The organism is Pseudomonas sp. RAC1 (assembly GCF_030658255.1).
Taxonomy (GTDB): Bacteria; Pseudomonadota; Gammaproteobacteria; order Pseudomonadales; family Pseudomonadaceae; genus Aquipseudomonas; species Aquipseudomonas boreofloridensis.
This window is the reverse complement of record NZ_JAUTXS020000033.1, coordinates 71,754-95,543: the sequence shown is the minus strand read 5'-3', so window position 1 is coordinate 95,543 and position 23,790 is coordinate 71,754. Positions and strand designations below refer to the sequence as shown.

Genomic DNA, 23,790 nt, shown 5'->3' with positions numbered 1-23,790 from the left:
CATGACCAAGACCGTCATCAACAGCGACAAGGCCCCGGCCGCCATCGGCACCTACTCCCAGGCGATCAAGGCTGGCAATACCGTATACATGTCGGGGCAGATTCCGTTGGACCCCAAGACCATGGAACTGGTCGAAGGCTTCGAGGCCCAGACCGTGCAGGTCTTCGAGAACCTCAAGGCGGTCGCTGAAGCGGCTGGTGGGTCGTTCAAGGACATCGTCAAGCTGAACATCTTCCTCACCGACCTCAGCCACTTCGCCAAGGTCAACGAGGTCATGGGCCGTTACTTCGAGCAGCCCTACCCCGCGCGCGCCGCGATCGGCGTAGCCGCGCTGCCAAAAGGCTCGCAAGTCGAGATGGACGCCATCCTCGTCATCGAGTGATGCCCAAGCGGCAGGCACTCGCCTGCCGCTCCTCCTGCCTGAAGGTTCCCCTCATGCGCCATGCCCTGCCCCTCGCGCTGGCAGCCCTGATTCTGGGCGGCTGCGCCAGCCACAAACCCGAAGACTACAACGGTACTTGGATCAATCAGAAAGCGATCGATGCAGCGGCCAAGGGCGAGAGCCTGCGCAACGCGCTGGCTAGCAATGGTCCGGTCTTCGAATGGAAGATCAATGTCGCCGGTCAACAGGCCAGCTACATGAATGGCGTGGAGACCGTCGATGGCCGCTTGCTCGCCAACGACAAGCAATGGCAAGCCACGTTCGAAGGCGGCCAAAGCGAACAGTTGAGCCTGAGCGGCAATGAGCTGCAAACGACCGACGCCAGCGGCGCCCGTCAGACGTTCATACGCAGTACCTCGCCCGAAGCGGCCGATGCAACTGTAGGCAGCAGCTTCGAAAAGACGCTATACCAGACCTACCTGGGCGGTGAGTGGACGATCACCGAAGGACCGGGCCAAGGCGCCAAGGTCCGCTTCGGCGATGACGGCAGCGTCACTGGCTTGCCTGCGCTTGACCGCTATGCGCTGTGCCTGGCCGGCGACTGCGCCACCATCGGCAATGGCAACGACAGCCTATGGCTCGAGCGCGATCAACAAGGCGGGCCTTGGATTTTCCGGCGCAGCCCCGACCGACTCGAGATCTTCCGCGCGGTCAATCGTGCCCAGCCCGATGACATGCCACAGCTGGCACCTGGCCCGCGCCAGTGGGTACTTCAGCGCAACTAAGCGGCACCGCCTCAACCCTGACCCAGCAGAATCGCGGCGTAGCCCTCCTTGTAGCTCGGATACTGCGGCGCCCAGCCCAGTGCCCGAGCACGCGCGTTGCTGCAACGCTTGCTCCCGGTACGACGCACGCGCTGCTCGTCCGACCATTGCGTGATGCCCAGGTACTGGCGCAACCAGGTGACCACGTCGGCCAGTGGCGCCGGATCGTCATCGACGCCGATATAACAGTCTTGCAGCACCTGCCCACCGGCATCGGCCTGCAGAAGAAACGCCAGCAGACCTGCGGCATCATCGGCATGGATTCGGTTGCCGTACAACGGCGGCTCTTCGGCAACCCGGTAGCCCTGACGCACTTGACTCAAGAGCCATTCACGGCCTGGGCCGTAGATACCGGTGAGGCGCACCACACTGGCGGGCATGCCACTGTTCAGTGCCAGCTTTTCAGCCTCAAGCATGACTCGACCGGAATAGGCCTCTGGCTCGGTAGCCGCACGCTCATCGACCCAGGCCCCATCCTTCTGGGCATAGACGCTGCTGCTGGAGACGAAGAGGATTCGGCGAGGCCGCTGTGCCCGCTGCGCCATCCACGACAGCACGTTACGCAACCCCTCGACATAGGCTGCACGATAACCGGGCTCGTCGTGCTGACTGGCTGCCACGCAGTAGACCAGGTAATCGAAAGAGCCCTCGGGCCAAGCCGCTGGCATCTCCACCTGGGCGAGGTCCGCCGCCACCGGCAGCACGCCATTGGGCAGCTGATTGACGGACCTTCGCAGGCCATGCACGTGCCAGCCACGCGCGAGCAGCTGTCGAGCCAACCGCCCGCCTACATCACCGCAGCCTACGATCATTGCGGATAAATCGGACATCACACACTCCAATTCCAAAGCTTCAGGCTAGCCCCTTCTGACGATCAGCGGCTATGGAACGTATAAAAAAAGTTACTGTATTGCTTTTGTTAACAAGAATTAGTTGCAATAATGGCGCCCTGAAAAATTCTCGGCCTGTCTCGAGGCCGTGAAGAACGTCACCCTCTTTTCTTCATCAGGTCCGGCCAGCATGACTCGTACTCAACCCTCCGCTTCGCCAACCACATCGCGCGCCTGGGGCGCCATCGCCGCGCTGATGTTCAGCCTGGTACTGGCACCGGCCGCCATGGCTGATGAGCCCGCCGCTAATGGCGCAGCCGCGCCAGCCGCCGCAGCCCCGGCGACCCCGGCAGCCCCCACTGCTGCCCAGCCGTCGACGACAGACACCGCCGCCGCACCCGTCGACGCCCCGGCACCTGCCGACGACAGCACTCAGGCGCTGGTCGAGGACACCTCGCTGGGCATGGCTCACGACCTGTCGCCCTGGGGCATGTACAAGAACGCCGACGTGGTGGTCAAAGCCGTGATGATCGGCTTGGCCATCGCCTCCATCATCACCTGGACCATCTGGATCGCCAAAGGCTTCGAGCTGCTGGGCGCCAAGCGCCGTCTGCGTGGCGAAATCGCCGTGCTGAAGAAGTCCGCCAGCCTCAAGGAGGCCAGCACGGTCGCCAACAAGGAAGGCACCCTGGCCCATACCCTGGTGCATGACGCCCTCGAGGAAATGCGCCTGTCGGCCAACAGCCGCGAGAAAGAAGGCATCAAAGAACGCGTCAGTTTCCGTCTGGAACGCCTGGTGGCCGCCAGCGGCCGCGCCATGAGCAGCGGCACCGGCGTACTGGCGACCATCGGCTCCACCGCACCGTTCGTCGGTCTGTTCGGTACCGTATGGGGCATCATGAACAGCTTCATCGGCATCGCCAAGACCCAGACCACCAACCTGGCCGTGGTCGCACCGGGTATCGCCGAGGCCCTGCTGGCAACGGCACTGGGTCTGGTCGCCGCCATCCCGGCGGTGGTCATCTACAACGTCTTCGCCCGCTCCATCGCCGGCTACAAGGCGCAGGTGTCCGACGCTTCGGCGCAGGTCCTGCTGCTGGTCAGCCGCGACCTCGACCACCAGGCTGGCGATCGCGCCGCCCCGCACATGGTGAAAGTGGGGTAAGCCATGGGCCTGCATCTCAACGAAGGTGGCGACGACCTCGCCGAAAACCACGAAATCAACGTCACCCCGTTCATCGACGTGATGCTGGTACTGCTGATCATCTTCATGGTCGCCGCGCCTTTGGCGACGGTCGACATCAAGGTCGATCTGCCCGCCTCCACCGCCAAACCGGCGCCGAGGCCGGAGAAGCCGGTGTTCGTCAGCGTCAAGGCCGACAAGAAGCTGTATGTCGGCGATGACCCGGTGGCCACACCCGATCAGCTTGGCGCGATGCTCGACGGCAAGACCAAGGGTGACAAGGAAACCACCATCTTCTTCCAGGCTGACAAAGGGGTCGACTACGGCGACCTGATGGAAGTGATGAACACCATGCGTGCGGCCGGCTATCTCAAGGTCGGTCTGGTCGGACTCGAGACGGCAGCGAAGAAATGACAAAGACGCGCTCCAACCTGGCGCGCTACGGTGTAGGCCTGGCGATCGTGCTGGGTGTGCACGCGATCGCCGTGCTGCTCATGCTCAATTGGACGGTGCCCCAAGCCATCGAACTGCCTCCGGCAGCGATGATGGTCGAATTGGCGCCTTTGCCGGAGCCGGCACCGCCGCCGCCACCGAAAGTCGCCCCACCGCCGCCGGCGCCGGTCGAAGAGCCGCCGCTGCCGAAGGTCGCCGAGGCGCCGAAGCCGAAGATCGCCATCAACAAGCCGCCAAAGCCCAAGGTCAAGCCGCAGCCGCCCAAGCCTGAGAAGAAGCCCGAGCCGCCGAAGGACGAGCCTCCCGCCAAGGAGCAGGTCGCCGATACGCCGCCCAGCAATGCGCCACCGCAGAAGTCGGCCGCACCGCAGCCAAGTATCGCGTCCAACAGCAATGCCCTGCCGAACTGGCAGAGTGACCTGCTGCGCCATCTGGCCAAATACAAGAAGTACCCGGAGGACGCGCGCCGCCGCGGCCTGCAAGGCATCAACCGGCTGCGTTTCGTGGTCGATGCCGACGGCAAGATTCTGTCCTACTCGATGGCAGCAGGTTCAGGCAGCGCTTCGCTGGACCGGGCGACCATGGACATGATCCGCCGCGCGGGCACGGTGCCGAAGCCGCCGCCGGAGTTGCTGAACAACGGTCAGATCGAAGTGGTCGCGCCCTTTGTCTTCTCGCTGGACAAGCGCTGACACATTGAATCTGTCACACAGCCGCAAGTCTGATAACGTGCGTCTATCGATTGCACCCGCTATGCTGGGGCCGCAACTTCATGGACGCACGTTATGACCCTCACAGAACTCCGCTACATCGTCACACTCGCCCAGGAGCAACACTTCGGCCACGCGGCTGAGCGTTGCCACGTCAGCCAGCCTACCCTGTCGGTCGGTGTGAAGAAGCTCGAGGACGAGCTGGGGGTGCTGATCTTCGAGCGCAGCAAGAGTGCGGTGCGCCTCACGCCTGTCGGCGAAAGCATCGTCGCCCAGGCGCAGAAGGTGCTGGAGCAGGCCCAGGGCATCCGCGAACTGGCCCAGGCCGGCAAGAACCAGCTCACCGCCCCGCTGAAGGTCGGCGCCATCTATACCGTCGGCCCCTACCTGTTCCCCCACCTCATTCCACAGCTGCACCGGGTCGCGCCGCAGATGCCGCTGTACATCGAGGAAAACTTCACCCACGTGCTGCGCGAGAAGCTGCGCAACGGCGAGCTGGATGCAGTGATCATCGCCTTGCCGTTCAACGAGGCCGACGTGCTCACCCTGCCGCTGTACGACGAGCCGTTCTGCGCGCTCATGCCGGCCGATCACCCATGGACCGCGAAGAAGACCATCGACACCGCTCTGCTCAACGACAAGAGCCTGCTGCTGCTCGGTGAAGGTCACTGCTTCCGCGACCAGGTGCTCGAAGCCTGCCCGACCCTGAACAAGGGTGCGGATGCCTCCAAGCACACCACGGTGGAATCCAGCTCGCTGGAAACCATCCGTCACATGGTCGCCTCCGGCCTGGGCGTCTCCATCCTGCCGCTGTCTGCCGTGCACAGTCACCACTATGCACCCGGTGTGATCGAAGTACGCCCGCTCACCGCCCCGGCGCCGTTCCGCACCGTGGCCATCGCCTGGCGTGCCAGCTTCCCACGGCCCAAGGCCATCGAGATCCTCGCCGACTCGATCCGCCTGTGCTCGGTGGCCAAGACGCCCACGCAACAGCCGGCCTGATCCCATGACCGAGCTGTCGAAGGTTCCGGTCACCGAGCTCAAGGGCGTCGGCGAGGCCATGGCGGAAAAGCTCGCCAAGGTCGGGCTGGAGAACCTGCAGGATCTGCTGTTCCATCTGCCCCTGCGTTATCAGGACCGCACCCGCGTGGTGCCCATCGGCGCGCTGCGTCCTGGCCAGGACGCGGTGATCGAAGGTGTGGTCAGCGGCGCCGATGTGACCATGGGCAAGCGCCGCAGTCTGGTCGTGCGCCTGGGCGACGGCACCGGCGTGCTGAGCCTGCGCTTCTATCATTTCAGCAATGCGCAGAAGGAGGGCCTCAAACGCGGCACCCACCTGCGCTGCTACGGTGAGGCCCGCCCCGGCGCCTCGGGCCTGGAGATCTACCATCCCGAATATCGGGCGCTCAACGGCGACGAGCCGCCGCCTCCAGTCGAGCAGACCCTCACGCCGATCTACCCGACCACCGAAGGCCTGACGCAGCAGCGTCTGCGTCAGCTCTGCCAACTCAGCCTGAGCAAGCTCGGGCCACGCAGCCTGCCCGACTGGCTGCCTGACGAGCTGGCCCGCGACTATCACCTGGCGCCGTTGGACGATGCGATCCGCTACCTGCACAACCCGCCTGCCGACGCCGACCTCGACGAGCTCGCCGAAGGCCAGCACTGGGCTCAGCACCGGCTGGCCTTCGAGGAGTTGCTGACCCATCAGCTTTCCCAGCAGCGCCTGCGCGAAAGCCTGCGAGCCTTGCGGGCACCGGCGCTGCCCAAGGCCAGCCGCCTGCCCGAGCGCTACCTGGCCAATCTCGGCTTCGCCCCCACCGGTGCACAACAGCGTGTCGGCAACGAGATCGCCTACGACCTCAGCCAGCCTGAGCCGATGATGCGCCTGGTCCAGGGCGATGTCGGCGCCGGCAAGACGGTCGTCGCTGCGCTCGCCGCCCTGCAGGCGCTGGAGGCGGGTTACCAGGTCGCGCTCATGGCGCCTACGGAGATTCTCGCCGAGCAGCATTACCTCACTTTCAAGCGTTGGCTCGAACCGCTGGGCATCGAGGTCGCCTGGCTGGCCGGCAAGCTCAAGGGCAAGGCCCGCGCCAGCGCGCTCGAACAGATCGCCGGCGGCGCACCGATGGTGGTCGGCACCCACGCGCTGTTCCAAGAGGAAGTGGTATTTCGCAACCTGGCCCTGGCGATCATCGATGAACAGCACCGCTTCGGCGTGCAGCAGCGCCTGGCCCTGCGCAAGAAAGGCGTGAATGGTCTGCTCTGTCCGCACCAGTTGATCATGACCGCCACCCCCATCCCGCGCACCCTGGCCATGAGCGCCTACGCCGACCTGGACACCTCCATTCTCGATGAGCTCCCTCCCGGGCGAACGCCGGTCAATACGGTGCTGGTAGCCGACAGCCGTCGATTCGAGGTGGTCGAACGCGTGCGCGCTGCCTGCGCCGAGGGTCGCCAGGCGTACTGGGTGTGCACGCTGATCGAAGAATCCGAAGAGCTGACCTGCCAGGCGGCCGAAAGCACCTTCGAGGAACTGGGCAGCGCATTGGGCGAGCTGCGCGTGGGCTTGATCCACGGACGCATGAAGCCTGCCGAAAAGGCTGCGGTCATGGCCGAGTTCAAGGCGGGCGGGCTGCAATTGCTGGTCGCCACCACGGTGATCGAAGTGGGCGTTGACGTGCCCAACGCCAGCTTGATGATCATCGAGAACCCCGAGCGCCTGGGGCTGGCTCAGCTTCACCAGCTACGCGGCCGGGTTGGCCGGGGCAGCGCAGCCAGCCACTGCGTACTGCTCTATCATCCGCCGCTGTCGCAGATCGGTCGCGAACGCCTGGGCATCATGCGCGAAACCAACGACGGCTTCGTCATCGCGGAAAAGGATCTGGAACTGCGGGGGCCTGGAGAAATGCTCGGCACCCGGCAGACTGGTCTGTTGCAGTTCAAGGTGGCCGACCTGATGCGCGATGCCGATCTCCTGCCCGCGGTGCGCGATGCGGCGCAGGCCCTGCTGTCACGCTGGCCGGAGCATGTCAGCCCACTGCTCGACCGCTGGTTGCGTCACGGCCAACAGTACGGCCAAGTGTGACCTTGGTCCCATTCGCGCCCCAGCTTGGGGCGCAGGATGGTTATACTTCGCATTTGAAAAAGACACATTGGAAAACAGACCATGACTGAAGTGGCCCTGGATACCGCACACCCGCACGCCCCGCCGGTCATCCGGCTGCTGCTGGAAAAACTTGGCATCGGCTACCGCGAGGTGCCGGAGCACCCACACCTGCCTGCCAGTTCGCGTGTCCAGGCGATCCTGCTGGACGATGAAGTCGGCGCACTCATGGTGCTGTTCGCACAGAGCCAACTGCTCGACCTCAAGCGTCTCGAAGAGCTCACCGGCCGCACGCTGACCGCGGTCCCGGTGGAGCGCCTGAGGAAGATGCTCGACAAGCATTCGCTCAAGGCCCTGCCTGGGCTGCCCGCGCTGACCAGTTCCCCCTGTCTGTACGATGAACGGCTACTGAGCGCCGATGCGCTGCTGATCCAATCGGGAGAAACCGGTCTGCTGCTGGAAATTGCCCGAGACGATTTCAAGCGCATGCTGAGCAAGGCCAGTGCCGGCAGCTTCGGTGTGGAAGTCGAGGGCATCCGCCGCAACCTCGACCGTCCGCACGACGACACCCGCGAGATTTCCCATGCGGTTCAGGCCTTCACCGCCCGACGCATCCAGCAACGCCTCGAACAGACCATCGAGATCCCGCCGCTGGCCGACACCGCGCAGAAGATCATCAAGCTGCGCGTCGACCCCAATGCCAGCCTCGACGACATCACCGGCGTGGTGGAAACCGATCCGGCGCTGGCGGCTCAGGTGGTCAGTTGGGCCGCCTCGCCCTATTACGCTTCACCGGGCAAGATCCGCTCGGTGGAAGATGCCATCGTGCGGGTGCTGGGCTTCGATCTGGTGATCAACCTGGCGTTGGGTCTGGCCTTGGGCAAAACCCTGAGCCTGCCCAAGGACAATCCGCAGCAGGCCACCCCATATTGGCAGCAATCGATCTACACCGCCGCGGTGATCGAAGGCCTGACCCGCGCGATGCCACGTACCGAGCGTCCAGAGGCGGGGCTTACCTACCTGGCCGGGCTGCTGCACAACTTCGGTTACCTGCTGCTGGCCCACGTGTTCCCACCGCACTTCTCGCTGATTTGTCGCCATCTGGAGGTCAACCCGCACCTCTATCACAGCTACGTCGAACAGCACCTGCTGGGCATCAGCCGCGAGCAGATCGGTGCCTGGCTGATGAAGCTGTGGGACATGCCGGACGAGCTGTCCACGGCGCTGCGCTTCCAGCACGATCCAAGCTATGAAGGGGACTATTCGGCCTATCCCAACCTGGTGTGCCTGGCCACTTCGCTGCTGCGCTCGCGGGGCATCGGCGCAGGGCCGCAGGAGGAGATTCCCGAGGCGCTGCTCGAACGCCTGGGGCTGACACGCAACAAGGCCGAGGAGGTGGTCAGCAAGGTGCTGGAGGCCGAAGCACTGCTGCGCGAACTGGCCTCGCAATTCCACACCCCGCACTGACCGTGCGCGACCGCCTCACGCCTTCTTGCGCGGCTTGAGGTACTTCATCAGGCCCTGGAACCAGATCACCAGGGCCGGGTTGCCCTTGATCTGGATGCTCTTGTCCTGAATGCCCTGCATGAAGGCCAGTTGCTTGTTGCTCGCCTGCAAGGTGGCGAAGCCGAACGCCGCATCCTTGAAGGCGATGGCGAAGGCGGGATCAGGATGCAGGCCGCCCTTGCTGCTGATGCGCTCGCCACTGACCTTGAAGTGCCGCGCCACCTTGCCGTCCAGCGTCTGCATCTGGAACACCAGGTCCTTGCCGCGAAGCTGTTGCTGAAACGCCGGATTGTTGCGGCTGGCCCGGGCCATCAGCAGCCCCATGGCCCAGAGCAGAAAGCGAAACTTCATCAGGGTGCCTCGATGGAAAAGTGACCGAAGCGCGGATTCTAGCCTTTTATCGAACCGATTACGCCAGTGCGCACAGGGGTGTTTGTGCCAAATACGACGGGCGCCAATAGGCGCCCGTCTGGATGACACTGGAATGTCTGTCGGTTACTTGGCTTTCTTCGCCGGTTTAGCCGGCTTGCCGGAGGTCATGACGGTGTCACGCAGGTTCTTACCCGGTTTGAACGCCACGGTATTGCTGGCCTTGATCTTGACCGGTTGTCCAGTCTGCGGGTTCTTGCCAGTGCGCGCACCACGATGACGTTTTTCGAAGGTACCGAAACCAACCAACGTGACGGTATCTTTGTCGAGCGCGCCAGTGATGCTGTCGAGAATCGCGTTCAGGACCTGATTGGCCTTGTCCTTGGTCAAGTCGGTCTTTTCAGCGATGACGGCGGCGAGTTCTGGTTTACGCATAGTGAAGCCTCTTAGACGGGATTTTTTGTTGTTATGCCGTACTGCCTGCGAATGCAGCGCCCAAGGCGCCACAGGCTCTAGTCTGCGGCAGACGCCAGTGAGAATGGCATGCAGGCCGGTGGCGCGCCAGTATCTGCGCGGCCATTGTCGCGTCTAGAACACGACGCAAAGGACACTCCGGACGCCATTCACGCCAACAGCGGCGGCAACTGTCGATTCAAGGCCAGTTTTTCCATGACCGCCGTGCCCGTGAGCGCATAGCCGAGCAGTTCACCTTCAGCGCTGTGGCACAGCACTTTCAGGTCGTTGCCCTGCCCTTCGATACGCCAAGTCCCCTCTCGCCCCAGTGGCGGGGGCGACACTACCAGCGGGCATGCTGGCGTCTTCACCGTCACCGGCATCGGCCCGTAATTCACGCCCGTGGGATTGCCGGCAAGCGTCTGCGCCAAGGCGCGGGCGCAGGTCATCAAGGGCATGACGTAGAGCAGGTTGAGACCGTCGACCTCGGCGCAGTCGCCCAGGGCAAAGATGTTGGCGTGGGATGTGCGTAACTGGCGATCCACAACCACGCCTCGATTGACCAGCAGCCCAGCCGCCGCCGCCAGATCGGTGCGAGGCCGCAGGCCCACGGCGGATACCACCAGCTCGCAGGCAATCACGCTGCCATCGGACAGTTGCGCCTGCAAACCCTCGTCGACACACTGCAGTCGCGTCAGCACCGGTCCGAGATGAAAGCGCACGCCCAACTGCTCCAGGCCAGCCTGCACTGCATGCGCGGCAGCGGGGTGCAGCAGCGTCGGCATCAGTTGCTCGCACGGCGCGACCACCTCGCACTGGTAGCCACCCAAGGTGAGGTCGTTGGCAAACTCACAGCCAATCAACCCCGCGCCGAGCACCAGGACGCGCCGCTTGCCGACAGCCGCGGCGCGAAAGCGTGCGTAATCCTCCAGGTCGTTGATCGGAAAAATGTGCTGCCCACCATCGCCTTCTACCGGTACCTGTACCGTCTGTGCGCCCCAGGCCAGCACCAGGTCGCGATAGGCCACAGCCTCCTCGCCGATCCACAGGCGCTTGTGGCCGGGGTCGATACCGCTGATACGCGTATGGGTGCGGATCTCGGCGTTGAGCTGCTCGGCCATCGCGCCGGGCTCTGCCATGCACAGCTCGTCGGCGCCTTTTTGCTTGGCGAAGCCGGTGGACAGCATCGGCTTGGAATAGGAACGCCCGTCGTCGGCGGTGATCAGCAGCAGCGGCGTTTCGCTGTCGAGCTTGCGAAACTCTCGGGCCAGGTTGTAGCCCGCAAGGCCGGTGCCGATGATCACTACAGGTGACGTCATGTCGGGGTTCCTCTCTGAAAGGGTCTTCGATCAGCCGATGGCGATCATTTCGAAGTCGCTCTTGCCTACGCCACAGTCCGGGCACAGCCAGTCGTCTGGCACATCTTCCCAACGGGTGCCGGGCGCGATGCCGTCGTCCGGCCAGCCCTCGGCTTCGTCATAGATCAGGCCACAGACGATGCATTGCCACTTCTTCATTGGTGATCCTCGGTCAGGCGTCGTGTTGCGTCGGGTGACGGCTGCGCGGGCAGGCCCGCACTGCACTCACCGCGCAATTCATGGGGGCTTTTTACTGGCCCGGCGGGCAGGATGCAAGCCTACCGGGCAATCATGCTAAGCTCGCCGCCTCTCTGGATGTAGCAAGCATACCGACGTGCCGTACGAATCCCCGCAAGCAGCCGCTGTCGCGTGGCTGGCGTATTCACAGCTGGCGAGCGAGCTCGACCCGCGCACCCGCGACTGGTTGTTCGACGAGGGCTCCCTGACCCGCCGCCTGACACGCCTGTCCGACGATCACTTCTGCGTGACGCCCCTGAGCGAAGGCTGGCAGCCGCTGCGTGCCGACGAATGCGAGGCACTGAGCCTGGAGCCCGGCGCCCAGGGTTGGGTCCGCGAAGTGTTCCTGCGCGGCCACGATCAGCCCTGGGTGTTCGCCCGCAGCGTCGCCAGCCGTGCAGCGCTGGAGCGTGGTGGCCTGGATCTGGAAACGCTGGGCAGCCGCTCGCTGGGCGAGCTGCTGTTCTGCGACCAGGCGTTCGTTCGCCAGCCCATCGAAGTGTGCCGCTATCCCGAAGCCTGGCTGCCCGCGCCCAGCGCCAGCGCCGGGCTGTGGGGGCGACGCTCGCGCTTCTCTCGCGACGGCCTCGACCTGCTGGTCGCCGAGGTCTTCCTGCCGGCACTGTGGCAGGCTGAGCAAGAGGTGTCGTCCTGATGTACCTGAACCTGCTCAAATCGCTGAACCGCCTGCATCCCCGGGCCTGGGACTTCGTGCAGCTCAGTCGCCTGGATCGCCCCATCGGCATCTACCTGCTGCTGTGGCCCACGCTGTCGGCGGTGTGGATCGCTGGCAACGGCTCACCGACGCTGGCCAATGTGCTGATCTTCGGCCTGGGCGTAGCGCTGATGCGAGCGGCGGGCTGCGCGATCAACGATTTCGCCGACCGCAAGGTGGACGGTCACGTCAAACGCACTGCCGATCGCCCTCTGGCCAGCGGTCGGGTGAAACCGCGCGAAGCGGTCCTGCTGTTCGCCGTGCTGACCGGTATCAGTTTCCTGCTGGTGCTGTGCACCAACGCCAGCACCGTCTGGCTGTCCTTCGGTGGCGCAGCGCTGGCCTTCTGCTACCCGTTCATGAAGCGCTACACCTACTACCCGCAGGTGGTCCTGGGTGCGGCGTATTCCTGGGGCATTCCCATGGCCTTCACGGCGGCCGGCGTCGAGGTGCCTGCCGCCGCCTGGTTGCTGTACATCGCCAACCTGCTGTGGACGGTGGCGTTCGACACCTATTACGCCATGGTCGATCGCGACGACGACCTGAAGATCGGCGTGAAGTCCACCGCGATCCTGTTCGGTGACGCCGACCGGGTGATCATCCTCACGCTGCAGGTGTTGTCACTGGGCTGTCTGCTGCTGGCCGGCAGCCGCTTCGCGCTCGGAGGGTGGTTCCACCTGGGGCTGCTGGCGGCGCTGGCCTGTTTCGCCTGGGAGTTCTGGTCGACCCGCACACGGCAGCGCGACGCCTGCTTCAAGGCGTTTCTGCACAATCACTGGGCGGGGCTGTTGATCTTCATCGGCGTGGTGCTGGATTACGCACTGCGCTGAACGCCTGGCCGGCGCAGGCACCGGCCTGCGCCGCAATCGCCAGTGGGCTGCCGCGCCGACAAGCCGTAGTCCATCCCTTCCGCACCGGATTTTCAGTGGTACCGCCGCCACGCCGCGAGGCCCCTCCGTTCATGCAATGTCGCCAGAATGGCCAACGCCCTGTCACACAGCTGCAATAATTCCGTTATCTAATGCGGGCCAAGACACCATAGATGGGAGAGGTTTGAGCATGGTTGGCAGGAACATTCTGATCGTCGACGACGAAGCGCCTATTCGCGAGATGATCGCCGTTGCGTTGGAAATGGCCGGCTACGACTGCCTCGAAGCGGAGAACTCCCAGCAGGCCCATGCCATCATCGTCGACCGCAAGCCGGACCTGATCCTGCTCGACTGGATGCTGCCCGGCACCTCCGGCATCGAGCTGGCGCGCCGCCTCAAGCGCGACGAACTGACGGGCGATATTCCGATCATCATGCTCACCGCCAAAGGCGAAGAGGACAACAAGATCCAGGGCCTGGAAGTCGGTGCCGACGACTACATCACCAAACCCTTCTCGCCCCGCGAACTGGTAGCCCGCCTGAAAGCCGTGCTGCGCCGCACCGGCCCGAGCGACAGCGAGGCGCCCATCGAAGTTGGCGGCCTGCTGCTCGACCCGATCAGCCACCGCGTGACCATCGACGGCAAACCCGCCGAAATGGGCCCGACCGAATACCGGCTGCTGCAATTCTTCATGACCCACCAGGAACGCGCCTACACCCGTGGCCAACTGCTCGATCAGGTCTGGGGCGGGAATGTCTATGTGGAAGAGCGGACCGTCGACGTGCACATCCGTCGCCTGCGCAAGGCGCTGGGTGAAGCCTACGAAAATCTGGTACAAACCGTACGCGGCACTGGCTACCGCTTCTCCACCAAGAGCTGAAAAGCGAAGCGCCAAGCCCATAAATGGACGTGAATGCACCACCGATCCGCCTCTACTTGCAGCTCGCCGCTCGCAACTAGCCGCTGGATCCGAAGGATCCCCCAATTGAACCAGAACTGGCATGCGACCCTGATTCGTCATCTGCTGTTGCTGATCACCGTCTGCCTGGTCGGTGGCCTGGCCAGCGGCGAGTACGGCTGGAGCCTGGCCATCGGCCTGGCGCTGTACCTGGGCTGGACCCTCAAGCAACTGCTGCGCCTGCACGACTGGCTGCGCAACCATCAACCCGACGAGGCACCGCCCGACGGCTACGGGCTGTGGGGCGAAGTGTTCGACAGCATCTATCACCTGCAACGCCGCGATCAGCGCGTGCGCGGCCGCCTGCAAGCGGTGATCGACCGGGTGCAGGAGTCCACCGCGGCCCTGCGCGATGCGGTGATCATGCTCGACAGCGACGGCAACCTGGAGTGGTGGAACCGCGCCGCCGAGACCCTGCTGGGCTTCAAGACCCCTCAGGACGGCGGACAACCGGTGACCAACCTGGTGCGCCATCCACGCTTCAAGGAGTACTTCGAAGCGGAGAACTACGTCGAACCGCTGGAAATCCCCTCGCCCATCAACGACCGTCTGCGCGTGCAACTGAACATTACCCGCTATGGCAACAACGAGCACCTGATGCTGGTGCGCGACGTCACCCGTATCCATCTGCTCGAACAGATGCGCAAGGATTTCGTCGCCAACGTTTCCCACGAGCTGCGCACCCCCCTGACTGTGATCACCGGCTACCTGGAGACCCTGCTGGACAACGTCGAGGATGTGAATCCGCGCTGGGCCCGCGCCCTGCAGCAGATGAGCCAGCAAGGCTCGCGCATGCAGACGTTGCTCAACGACCTGCTGCTGCTGGCCAAGCTCGAAGCCACCGACTACCCCTCCGACAACCAGCCGGTGGCCGTGGACACGCTGTTGCAGTCGATCAAGGGCGACGCCCAGGCGCTGTCAGGCCCCAAGCGTCAGCACATCACCTTGGAGGCGGCGCCCGGCGTGCGCCTTAAGGGCAGCGAATCGGAGCTGCGCAGCGCCTTCTCCAACCTGGTGTTCAACGCCGTGAAGTACACCGGAGAAGACGGCAACATCCGTATTCGCTGGTGGGCCGACGAGCAAGGTGCGCACTTGAGCGTGCAGGACTCTGGCGTGGGCATCGACGCCAAGCACCTGCCACGCCTGACCGAACGCTTCTACCGCGTCGACTCCAGCCGCGCGTCCAATACCGGTGGCACCGGCCTGGGCCTGGCGATCGTCAAGCACGTGCTGATGCGCCATCGCGGCAAGCTGGAGATCAGCAGCGTGCCCGGTCACGGCAGCACCTTCACCTGTCACTTCGCCCCGGCACAATTAGTCGGCGCCAGCCGCTGACGCTTGGCAATGACATCAGTCCCCTTTGCTTTTGCGGCACCAGCCGCTACATTGGATCCCCTGTGCCAGCTTGAGCTGGCACTTTTTTTCTCCCCCTATCGAAGACGGACCCCGTAAAAACTCCATCATGGACCCTTCCCCTGGTTTCAACCTCGCGTCACTGTTCGCCGATTTCGGCATGATCCTTTTTGCCCTGTTCCTGGTTGTGCTCAACGGCTTCTTCGTTGCCGCCGAGTTCGCCATGGTCAAGCTGCGCGCGACCCGCGTCGAGTCCATCGCCGAACTGCACGGCTGGCGCGGCAGCATCCTGCGCAAAGTGCACAATCAACTCGATGCCTACCTGTCGGCCTGCCAGCTGGGTATCACCCTGGCCTCCCTGGGCCTGGGCTGGGTCGGTGAGCCGGCGTTCGCCCACCTGCTCGAACCGCTGCTGGCCTACCTGGGCGTCGACAGCCCGGAGCTGATCAAGGGCGTGTCGTTCTTCATCGCCTTCTTCGTCATCTCCTACCTGCACATCGTGGTCGGCGAGCTGGCGCCCAAGTCCTGGGCGATCCGCAAGCCTGAACTGCTGTCGCTGTGGACGGCGGTACCGCTGTACCTGTTCTACTGGCTGATGTACCCGGCCATCTACCTGCTCAACGCCAGCGCCAACACCATCTTGCGCATCGCCGGCCAGGGCGAGCCCGGGCCGCACCACGAGCACCACTACAGCCGCGAGGAACTGAAGCTGATCCTGCACTCCAGCCGTGGCCAGGATCCAAGCGACCAAGGCATGCGCGTGCTCGCTTCGGCGGTGGAAATGGGCGAACTGGAGGTGGTCGACTGGGCCAACTCGCGCGAAGACATGGTGGTAATCGACGCCAAGGCGCCGCTCAAGACCATCCTGGCGATGCTGCGACGCCACAAGTTCAGCCGCTACCCGGTGTACGACGCCGAGCGCGAGGAATTCACCGGGCTGCTGCACATCAAGGACCTGCTGCTGGAGTTGGCCGAGCTCGACCACCTGCCCGAGCGCATCGACCTGCAAGAGCTGGCACGCCCTCTGGAACGCGTCTCGCGGCACATGCCGCTGTCGCAGTTGCTGGAGCAGTTCCGCAAGGGCGGCGCGCACTTCGTGCTGGTCGAGGAAGCCGATGGCAAGGTGATCGGCTACCTGACCATGGAGGACGTGCTGGAAGTGCTGGTCGGCGATATCCAGGACGAACACCGCAAGGCCGAGCGCGGCATCCTCGCCTACCAACCGGGCAAGCTGCTGGTGCGTGGCGACACGCCATTGTTCAAGGTCGAACGCCTGCTGGGCGTCGACCTCGATCATATCGAGGCCGAGACCCTCGCCGGATTGGTCTACGAATCGCTCAAGCGCGTGCCTGAGGAAGAGGAAGTGCTGGAAGTCGAAGGCCTGCGCATCATCATCAAGAAGATGAAAGGCCCGAAGATCGTGCTGTCCAAAGTGGTCAAACTGGACTGAAACACCGCTCCTGTAGGGGAGCGGCAAACGATCGCGAGCAGCCGGACGGATCAGGCGCCGGGAATGAAGTGCTTCTGCGCAGTGCCGCGAGCGATCAGCCGCGACAGGTAGTCGAGCTTCTGCGCATCTTGATCGACGAACTTGAACGTCAACTGCAACCAGTCGCTCTCGGGCTTGGGCTCGAGCGCGGCGACGGCGTGCAGGTAGCCGTTCAGACGCGCCACCTCAGCGCTCTCGCCCTGCTCCAGATCAAGCACCGCGCCCTCGAGCACCTGCGGCAGCACCGCGCTGCGACGCACCACCAGCAGGGCTTCCTTCAGACTCAGCGCCTTGATCACACAGGGCTGGTTGCCGCTGGACAGGCGCAACTGGCCCTGGCCACGTCCACTCGGCGCTGCGGCAGCGGCGGCGGCGGCGCTCTGCGGGGCCGGCGCATTGATCAGCGGTTTGGCCGCTGCGGTCGGCGCTGCCGCGACCTTGGCCGCCTCAGGCTTGCCGCCGGTGAGGGCGCTCAGCGAATCGTTGGCGAATGCCGAATTCACCCGCGCAGGTCCCGCCGACATCAGTCCTTCGAGCTTGCCGATGCGCTGCAGCGACTTTTTCACCTTGGTCAGCAGTTGCTCATTGGTGAACGGCTTGCCGACGAAGTCGGAGACGCCGGCCTGGATAGCCTGGATCACGTTCTCCTTGTCGCCACGGCTGGTCACCATGATGAATTGCATGGCTTTCATCTCAGGCTGCTGGCGGCACCAGGCCAGCAGTTCGAGGCCGGACATTTCCGGCATCTCCCAGTCGCACAGGACCAGGTCGAAGCGTTCCTTGGTCAGCATGGCCATAGCTTTACGGCCATTGACCGCGTCTTCGATGACCATGCCGGGGAAGGCATTGCGCAGGCACTTTCTTACCAGATCGCGGATGAACGGCGCATCGTCCACGACCAGCACATTGACTTTACTCATCGATACTCCTCTTGAATCCCGACTAGCTTACCGCCGAATGATGGCAATTTGCCAAAGCACTGTTCACGCCGGGACGTTTCAAGACAGTTCGCGGGTACCTGCAGCATCTGCCACCAACGAAAACGCCCGGCTTGGGCCGGGCGTCGATGCACGGGGGCAATACTATTTATCGTCAGATTGCCCCGGAACATTAGCCTTTTCCAGCGCGGCCAACGGGTCGCCTTCAACCTCGGCTTTCATGCGCTTGAGGCCCATATGGCGTACATCGGTACCGCGCACCAGGTAGATCACCAATTCCGAGATATTGCGCGCGTGGTCGCCGATGCGCTCCAAGGAGCGCAGTGCCCAGATCACGCTGAGTACCCGCGAGATCGAGCGTGGATCTTCCATCATGTAGGTGACCAGCTCACGCAGGGCGGTCTTGTATTCGCGGTCGATGGTCTTGTCGTACTGCGCCACCGACAACGCCAGGTCAGCGTCGAAGCGGGCGAAGGCGTCCAGCGCGTCGCGCACCATGTTGCGCACCTGATCGCCAATGTGCCGCACCTCCACGTAGCCACGCGGCGACTCGCCTTCTTCGCACAATTGAATAGCGCGTCGGGCGATCTTGGTCGACTCGTCGCCGATGCGTTCCAGGTCGATCACCGACTTGGAGATGCTGATGATCAGACGCAGGTCGGACGCCGCCGGCTGACGCCGGGCGAGGATGCGCACGCACTCTTCGTCGATGTTGCGCTCCATCTGGTTGATCTGTTCATCGACCTCACGCACCTGCTGGGCAAGCCCCGAATCGGCTTCGATCAGCGCAGTCACAGCGTCGTTGACCTGCTTCTCGACCAAGCCGCCCATCGCCAGCAGATGGCTGCGCACCTCTTCGAGCTCAGCATTGAACTGCTGGGAAATGTGATGGGTGAGGCTGTCTTTGTTGATCATGCGTTCGCTCCGCGAAGTTGCTGGCTGCAAGCTTCAAGTAGTTCCTGTGGTTCCCTTACGCCGCGCTAGGTGCCTTGACTTGTGGCTTGCAGCTCAAAGCGTGCAGCTGCGCCCAAGGGCGCTTAGCCATAGCGGCCGGTAATATAGTCTTCGGTCTGCTTCTTGGCCGGGTTGGTGAACAGCGTATCGGTGTCACCGAACTCGATCAGCTTGCCCATGTACATGAACGCGGTGTAGTCCGAAACCCGTGCGGCCTGCTGCATGTTGTGGGTGACGATGACGATGGTGTACTTGGACTTGAGCTCGTAGATCAGCTCCTCGACCTTCAGCGTGGAGATCGGGTCCAGCGCCGAGCAGGGTTCGTCGAGCAACAGCACTTCCGGCTCCACGGCGATGGTCCGGGCGATCACCAGACGCTGCTGCTGGCCACCGGACAGGCCCAGCGCCGACTCGTGCAGGCGGTCCTTGACCTCATCCCACAGCGCCGCGCCCCTGAGCGCCCACTCCACCGCTTCGTCCAGTACGCGCTTCTTGTTGATGCCTTGGATGCGCAGGCCGTAGACCACGTTCTCGTAGATGGTCTTGGGGAACGGGTTGGGCTTCTGGAACACCATGCCCACTCGACGACGCAGCTCGGCCACGTCCTCGCCCTTGCGGTAGATGTTGTGGCCGTAGAGGTTGATGGCGCCTTCGACGCGGCAACCGTCCACCAGGTCGTTCATGCGGTTGAAGGTGCGCAGCAGGGTCGACTTGCCGCAACCGGACGGGCCGATGAAGGCAGTGACACGCTGCTTGGGAATGTTCATCTGCACATCGAACAGCGCCTGTTTGTCACCGTAGAACAGCGACAGACCCGGCACGTCGATGGCCACGGTTTCTTCGGCCAGGCGCAGGCTCTGCTTGTTGCGCCCCAGGGCCGACATGTCGATGCCGTGGTTATGAGTATCGTGTTGCATGGTCGTACTCCGGTTTTTTAGCTGCGAGCGTTGAGCTGCACGCTGCAAATAGGGGCCTGCGTCGAATCGGCTTGCCGCTTGCGGGCGGGATCAGCTGTCGAGTGCCTTGTATTTCTCGCGCAGGTGGTTGCGGATCCATACCGCCGACAGGTTGAGGGTCGCGATGACCAGCACCAGCAACAGGGCGGTGGCGTACACCAGCGGCCGCGCCGCCTCGACGTTGGGGCTCTGGAAGCCGACATCGTAGATATGGAAGCCCAGGTGCATGATCTTCTGGTCCAGGTGCAGGTAAGGGTAGTTGCCATCCACCGGCAGCGACGGCGCCAGCTTCACCACACCCACCAGCATCAGCGGCGCCACTTCGCCGGCGGCGCGGGCCACGGCGAGGATCATGCCGGTCATCATCGCCGGGCTGGCCATCGGCAGCACGATCTTCCACAAGGTCTCGGCCTTGGTCGCACCGAGTGCCAACGAACCTTCGCGCACGGTACGTGGAATGCGCGCCAGCCCCTCTTCGGTGGCGACGATCACCACCGGCACGGCCAGCAGCGCCAGCGTCAGCGAGGCCCACAGCAGGCCCGGCGTGCCCAGGGTCGGCGCCGGCAGCGATTCGGGGAAGAACAGGCGGTCGATGGAGCCACCGAGCACGTAGACGAAGAAACCCAGGCCGAACACGCCATAGACGATCGCCGGCACCCCTGCCAGGTTGTTCACAGCGATACGGATCAGGCGAGTGACCGGCCCCTGCCGGGCATACTCGCGCAAGTAAACGGCCGCCAGCACGCCAAATGGCGTGACGATCACCGCCATGATCAAGGTCATCATCACCGTGCCGAAGATGGCCGGGAAGATCCCCCCTTCGGTGTTGGCCTCGCGCGGGTCGTCGCTGAGGAATTCCCAGACCTTGCTGAAATAAGCACCCAGCTTGGCCAGGGTCGACATGTTGTTGGGCTGGATGGCATGCACCACCTTGCTCAAGTTGATCTCGACCTGTCGGCCGCTGCCGTCGCGAGCCACCAGGCTGTCACGGGCGAAGGCCTGGTGCAGCTCGGTCAGGCGCTCTTCGATGGTCTTGTAACGACTGGTCAGCTCGGCACGCTCGGCCTCGATATCGGCCTGGGCTGCCGCGTCCAGCTTGCCCTGCAATTCCAGCTTGCGGCTGTGCAGGCGCAGGCGTTCCAGTCCATGGTTGATCGACCCGATGTCCTTTTTTTCCAGGCTGACAAGCTGGTCGTTGAGCGCGTCGGCGCGCTTGAGTCGCGCCTGCAGTTCGTTCCAGGCGCTGGGGCCAGAAGCGACCACACGGCCCTGCTCCTTGACGCTCACCAGGTAGCCATAGAAGTTGCCCCACTCGCGGCGCTCCAGGGCCATCAGGTCGGTCGGCCGGCGTTGGTCCACCAGCCAGTCGCCGACCAGCCAGGTGAAGTCGCTGCCGTTGAGGTCGCGGTTACCCACCTTGACCAGCTCGCGGGTCATGAACTCCGGGCCATTCTCGGGCACCGGCAAGCCGGCATCCTTCAGGCGCACGCGAGGGACTTCTTCCTTCTGCACCACTTCGCCGACGATCACCACGTCGGCCTGCCCGGGCACCTTGTAGGTGGCCTGGATCAGATCGGCCGGCCAGAAGTGGCCCAGGCCACGTACGGCGATCACGGCGAGCAGGCCCAGGGTCATGATCACCGCCATGGCCACCGCGCCACCGCTGATCCACACGCCGGGCGCACCGCTCTTGAACCAGCCTTTGAGGGAATCCTGTTTCACGGATCTCTACCTTTCTATCAAAGCGACGAGTATTTCTTGCGCAGACGCTGGCGAATCAGCTCGGCCAAGGTGTTCATCACGAACGTGAACAGCAGCAGCACGAGGGCGGCGAGGAACAGCACACGGTAGTGGCTGCCACCGACTTCCGATTCGGGCATTTCCACCGCCACGTTGGCGGCCAGGGTGCGCATGCCGTCGAACAGGTTCAGCTCCATCACCGGGGTGTTGCCGGTGGCCATCAGCACGATCATGGTCTCGCCCACTGCCCGGCCCATGCCGATCATCAGCGCCGAGAAGATGCCGGGGCTGGCGGTCAGAATGACCACGCGGGTCAGCGTTTGCCAAGGCGTCGCGCCCAGGGCCAGCGAACCCAAGGTGAGGCTGCGCGGCACGCTGAACACAGCGTCCTCGGCAATGGAATAGATGTTGGGGATGACGGCAAAGCCCATGGCGATTCCCACCACCAGGGCGTTGCGCTGGTCGTAGTTGAGCTTGAGCTCTTCGCGGATCCACAGGCGCATGTCGCCGCCGAAGAACGCGCTTTCCACTGCCGGGCTCAGGTGCAGTGCGAGCCAGCCGATCGCCAGGATCACCGGGATCAGAATCGCCGCCTCCCAGCCGTCCGGCACGCGCAGGCGGATTGATTCGGGCAGGCGACTCCAGGCGAAGCCGGTGACCAGGATGCCGATGGGCAGGATCAGCAACAAGCTGAATACGCCCGGCAGATGGCCTTCCAGATACGGGGCCAGGAACAGGCCGGCGAAGAAGCCGAGAATCACCGTCGGCATCGCCTCCATCAGCTCGATCACCGGCTTGACCTTGCGGCGCATGCCCGGCGCCATGAAGTAGGCGGTGTAGATGGCAGCGGCGATGGCCAGCGGCGCGGCCAGGATCATCGCGTAGAACGCCGCCTTGAGCGTGCCGAAGGTCAGCGGCGACAGGCTCAGCTTGGGCTCGAAGTCGGTGTTGGAAGCCGTGGACTGCCAGACGTATTTCGGCGCGTCGTAGTTCTCGTACCACACCTTGCCCCACAGCGCGCTGAAGGACACCTCCGGGTGCGGGTTGCGCAGGCTCAGCGGCAGCAGTTTGCCCCCTTGCTCGATCATGATGCGGTTGGCCCGCGGCGACAGCGCCAGCAGCCCGGCGCCCTCGGCCACCGGCTCCACCAGCAAGGTGCGGTGCGCGGTGCTATGGAACACGCCGAGCTTGCCGTCGCTGTCCAGGGCGATGAAGCCCTTGCGCCGCTCTTCGGCATCAATCTGCACGATCGGCGCCTTGCCCAGCTGGAAGCTGCGGATCAGCTTCAGGCGCGACTCGCCATCCGGGTCACGGGCCATGAACCACTGGCTCAGGCCGCCCTTGGAGTCGCCGAGGATCAGCGAAATGCCACCGACCAGCTGACCGCTGGCAGTGATGGCGGCGTTGCCATCGTCGAGCAGGGTGTAGCGGCCGTTCAGGCTCTTGTCGCGCAAGCTGAAGACGTCCGCCGTGGCCCGCCCGTTGATCACGTACAGCCACTGCTGACGAGGGTCGATGAAGAGGTTCTTCACCGTCTCGGTCATCTGCGGCAGCACGATGCGGGTCTGCTCATGGGTGACCTCGCCGGTCATCATGTTCTCGCTGCTCGACAGCGACAGCACCTGCAACTGCGCACCGGTCGAACCGGCCAACAACAGGGTGTCGCCGTTGCGGTTCAGGGTGACGTGCTCCAGCGCGCGACCCTGCTCGTCGAGCAGGATCGGCTCCTGACCATACGGATAGTCGATATCGGGGGTGATGGTCTTCTTGTTGTCCGGGTAGGTGATCTTGTAGCTGTGATGGAACACCAGCGCGCGGCCGTCCGACAGGCCCAGTACCATCAGCGCGCTGCCCGGCTGGTCGCTGCCGATCGAGCTGACGCTGGCGCCGGCCGGGACCGGCAACTCGACGCGCTTGAGCTCGGCACCCGTACGGCTATCGAAGAACAGCGCCTGGCCGTTATCGGACACCCGCATGCCCACCAGATTCTGCTCCTCGAGGGCAAGCGCGAGCGGCTTGCTGGCATCCTGCTGCAGCCAGGCAGGCTGCAAGGCTGGCTTGCGGGTCAGCTCGGCGCCCTGGAACAGCGGCAACACCACGTAAGCCAGGTAGAAGAAGATGAGGGTGATGGCGGCCAGCACGGCGAGCCCGCCCACCAGCACATACCAACGGGTCAGGCGGTCCTTCAACGCGCGCAGACGGCGTTTGCGTTGCAGCTCGGGCGTATTGAAATCAATGCGCACGGGAGGGGAATTGGGGGTCATCGCAGAATTGGCCAGATCGTTCATGGGCACACCCTAGTGGCACCGTATTACAGAAACATGACAACACAATGACGCAAAAAAGCCCGCCGCTCAGGTATCTGGCGCCGGACTGAAAAGGCGGTGGAAACGATCGGCGGCTGAAGACC

At 63.9% G+C, this 23,790-nt stretch carries 23 protein-coding genes; 13 read left to right on the top strand and 10 right to left on the bottom strand.

Annotation, left to right across the window (positions count from 1 at the left end):
* Window position 1 precedes the first annotated feature (1 nt).
* Window positions 2-382: a RidA family protein gene (locus Q7C30_RS13505; protein ID WP_029612280.1), complete on the top strand. Its 381-nt coding sequence runs from the start codon at window positions 2-4 to the stop codon at window positions 380-382.
* 53 nt (window positions 383-435) lie between these two features.
* Window positions 436-1,167: a hypothetical protein gene (locus Q7C30_RS13500; protein ID WP_317871785.1), complete on the top strand. Its 732-nt coding sequence runs from the start codon at window positions 436-438 to the stop codon at window positions 1,165-1,167.
* A gap of 11 nt (window positions 1,168-1,178) precedes the next feature.
* On the opposite strand, the gene Q7C30_RS13495 is transcribed toward Q7C30_RS13500, so the two are convergent.
* Entirely contained in the window at window positions 1,179-2,036 is an 858-nt protein-coding gene (locus Q7C30_RS13495; protein ID WP_317871784.1) for an SDR family oxidoreductase, read from the bottom strand.
* 190 nt (window positions 2,037-2,226) lie between these two features.
* On the opposite strand from Q7C30_RS13495, the gene exbB reads away from it, so the two are divergent.
* From exbB to Q7C30_RS13465, 6 genes are all read left to right on the top strand, one after another.
* Window positions 2,227-3,201, top strand: a complete 975-nt coding sequence (gene exbB, locus Q7C30_RS13490) for a tonB-system energizer ExbB (protein ID WP_039582443.1) — start codon at window positions 2,227-2,229, stop codon at window positions 3,199-3,201.
* Between the two features lie 3 nt (window positions 3,202-3,204).
* Window positions 3,205-3,633 carry a TonB system transport protein ExbD gene (gene exbD, locus Q7C30_RS13485; RefSeq protein WP_039582442.1) on the top strand — a complete coding sequence of 143 codons (429 nt, stop codon included), beginning with the start codon at window positions 3,205-3,207 and terminating at the stop codon, window positions 3,631-3,633.
* Window positions 3,630-4,364, top strand: a complete 735-nt coding sequence (locus Q7C30_RS13480) for an energy transducer TonB (protein ID WP_317871783.1) — start codon at window positions 3,630-3,632, stop codon at window positions 4,362-4,364. Before exbD ends, Q7C30_RS13480 begins: the two co-directional genes overlap by 4 nt.
* A gap of 93 nt (window positions 4,365-4,457) precedes the next feature.
* Window positions 4,458-5,384, top strand: a complete 927-nt coding sequence (locus Q7C30_RS13475) for a hydrogen peroxide-inducible genes activator (RefSeq protein ID WP_029612275.1) — start codon at window positions 4,458-4,460, stop codon at window positions 5,382-5,384.
* A 4-nt stretch (window positions 5,385-5,388) separates the two neighbouring features.
* Window positions 5,389-7,467: an ATP-dependent DNA helicase RecG gene (recG, locus tag Q7C30_RS13470; protein ID WP_039582439.1), complete on the top strand. Its 2,079-nt coding sequence runs from the start codon at window positions 5,389-5,391 to the stop codon at window positions 7,465-7,467.
* A gap of 81 nt (window positions 7,468-7,548) precedes the next feature.
* Complete coding sequence (locus Q7C30_RS13465; RefSeq protein WP_317871782.1) at window positions 7,549-8,952, top strand: HDOD domain-containing protein; 1,404 nt, start codon at window positions 7,549-7,551, stop codon at window positions 8,950-8,952.
* A 15-nt stretch (window positions 8,953-8,967) separates the two neighbouring features.
* Here the strand turns inward: Q7C30_RS13465 and Q7C30_RS13460 are convergent, their stop codons facing one another.
* From Q7C30_RS13460 to rubA, 4 genes are all read right to left on the bottom strand, one after another.
* Window positions 8,968-9,342: a hypothetical protein gene (locus Q7C30_RS13460; protein WP_029612272.1), complete on the bottom strand. Its 375-nt coding sequence runs from the start codon at window positions 9,340-9,342 to the stop codon at window positions 8,968-8,970.
* Between the two features lie 144 nt (window positions 9,343-9,486).
* Complete coding sequence (locus Q7C30_RS13455) at window positions 9,487-9,795, bottom strand: HU family DNA-binding protein (protein ID WP_029612270.1); 309 nt, start codon at window positions 9,793-9,795, stop codon at window positions 9,487-9,489.
* 188 nt (window positions 9,796-9,983) lie between these two features.
* Window positions 9,984-11,132: an FAD-dependent oxidoreductase gene (locus tag Q7C30_RS13450; RefSeq protein WP_317871781.1), complete on the bottom strand. Its 1,149-nt coding sequence runs from the start codon at window positions 11,130-11,132 to the stop codon at window positions 9,984-9,986.
* A 30-nt stretch (window positions 11,133-11,162) separates the two neighbouring features.
* Window positions 11,163-11,330, bottom strand: coding sequence for a rubredoxin RubA (rubA, locus tag Q7C30_RS13445; protein WP_029612269.1), 168 nt, complete (start codon window positions 11,328-11,330; stop codon window positions 11,163-11,165).
* Between the two features lie 175 nt (window positions 11,331-11,505).
* Here rubA and Q7C30_RS13440 point away from each other — a divergent pair, with 175 nt between their 5' ends.
* The 5 genes from Q7C30_RS13440 to Q7C30_RS13420 all read left to right on the top strand — a co-directional run bounded on the left by Q7C30_RS13440 (window position 11,506) and on the right by Q7C30_RS13420 (window position 16,753).
* The gene (locus Q7C30_RS13440) at window positions 11,506-12,063 is read left to right on the top strand and encodes a chorismate lyase (protein WP_317871780.1); all 558 of its coding nucleotides are present in this window, start codon (window positions 11,506-11,508) and stop codon (window positions 12,061-12,063) included.
* On the top strand, window positions 12,063-12,953 hold the full coding sequence (gene ubiA / locus Q7C30_RS13435; protein WP_029612267.1) for a 4-hydroxybenzoate octaprenyltransferase: 891 nt from the start codon (window positions 12,063-12,065) through the stop codon (window positions 12,951-12,953). Before Q7C30_RS13440 ends, ubiA begins: the two co-directional genes overlap by 1 nt.
* A gap of 229 nt (window positions 12,954-13,182) precedes the next feature.
* The gene (phoB, locus tag Q7C30_RS13430) at window positions 13,183-13,872 is read left to right on the top strand and encodes a phosphate regulon transcriptional regulator PhoB (RefSeq protein ID WP_003253341.1); all 690 of its coding nucleotides are present in this window, start codon (window positions 13,183-13,185) and stop codon (window positions 13,870-13,872) included.
* A gap of 105 nt (window positions 13,873-13,977) precedes the next feature.
* Window positions 13,978-15,285: a phosphate regulon sensor histidine kinase PhoR gene (gene phoR / locus Q7C30_RS13425; protein ID WP_039582429.1), complete on the top strand. Its 1,308-nt coding sequence runs from the start codon at window positions 13,978-13,980 to the stop codon at window positions 15,283-15,285.
* Between the two features lie 127 nt (window positions 15,286-15,412).
* The gene (locus Q7C30_RS13420) at window positions 15,413-16,753 is read left to right on the top strand and encodes a hemolysin family protein (RefSeq protein ID WP_317871779.1); all 1,341 of its coding nucleotides are present in this window, start codon (window positions 15,413-15,415) and stop codon (window positions 16,751-16,753) included.
* Window positions 16,754-16,803: 50 nt separating this feature from the next.
* On the opposite strand, the gene Q7C30_RS13415 is transcribed toward Q7C30_RS13420, so the two are convergent.
* From Q7C30_RS13415 to Q7C30_RS13395, 5 genes are all read right to left on the bottom strand, one after another.
* On the bottom strand, window positions 16,804-17,712 hold the full coding sequence (locus Q7C30_RS13415; RefSeq protein WP_317871778.1) for a response regulator: 909 nt from the start codon (window positions 17,710-17,712) through the stop codon (window positions 16,804-16,806).
* A gap of 162 nt (window positions 17,713-17,874) precedes the next feature.
* Complete coding sequence (gene phoU, locus Q7C30_RS13410; protein ID WP_039582427.1) at window positions 17,875-18,645, bottom strand: phosphate signaling complex protein PhoU; 771 nt, start codon at window positions 18,643-18,645, stop codon at window positions 17,875-17,877.
* A gap of 122 nt (window positions 18,646-18,767) precedes the next feature.
* Complete coding sequence (pstB, locus tag Q7C30_RS13405) at window positions 18,768-19,601, bottom strand: phosphate ABC transporter ATP-binding protein PstB (protein WP_317871777.1); 834 nt, start codon at window positions 19,599-19,601, stop codon at window positions 18,768-18,770.
* A gap of 90 nt (window positions 19,602-19,691) precedes the next feature.
* Window positions 19,692-21,362, bottom strand: coding sequence for a phosphate ABC transporter permease PstA (pstA, locus tag Q7C30_RS13400; protein WP_295483303.1), 1,671 nt, complete (start codon window positions 21,360-21,362; stop codon window positions 19,692-19,694).
* Window positions 21,363-21,379: 17 nt separating this feature from the next.
* The gene (locus tag Q7C30_RS13395) at window positions 21,380-23,668 is read right to left on the bottom strand and encodes an ABC transporter permease subunit (protein WP_304483159.1); all 2,289 of its coding nucleotides are present in this window, start codon (window positions 23,666-23,668) and stop codon (window positions 21,380-21,382) included.
* Window positions 23,669-23,790: the final 122 nt, after the last annotated feature.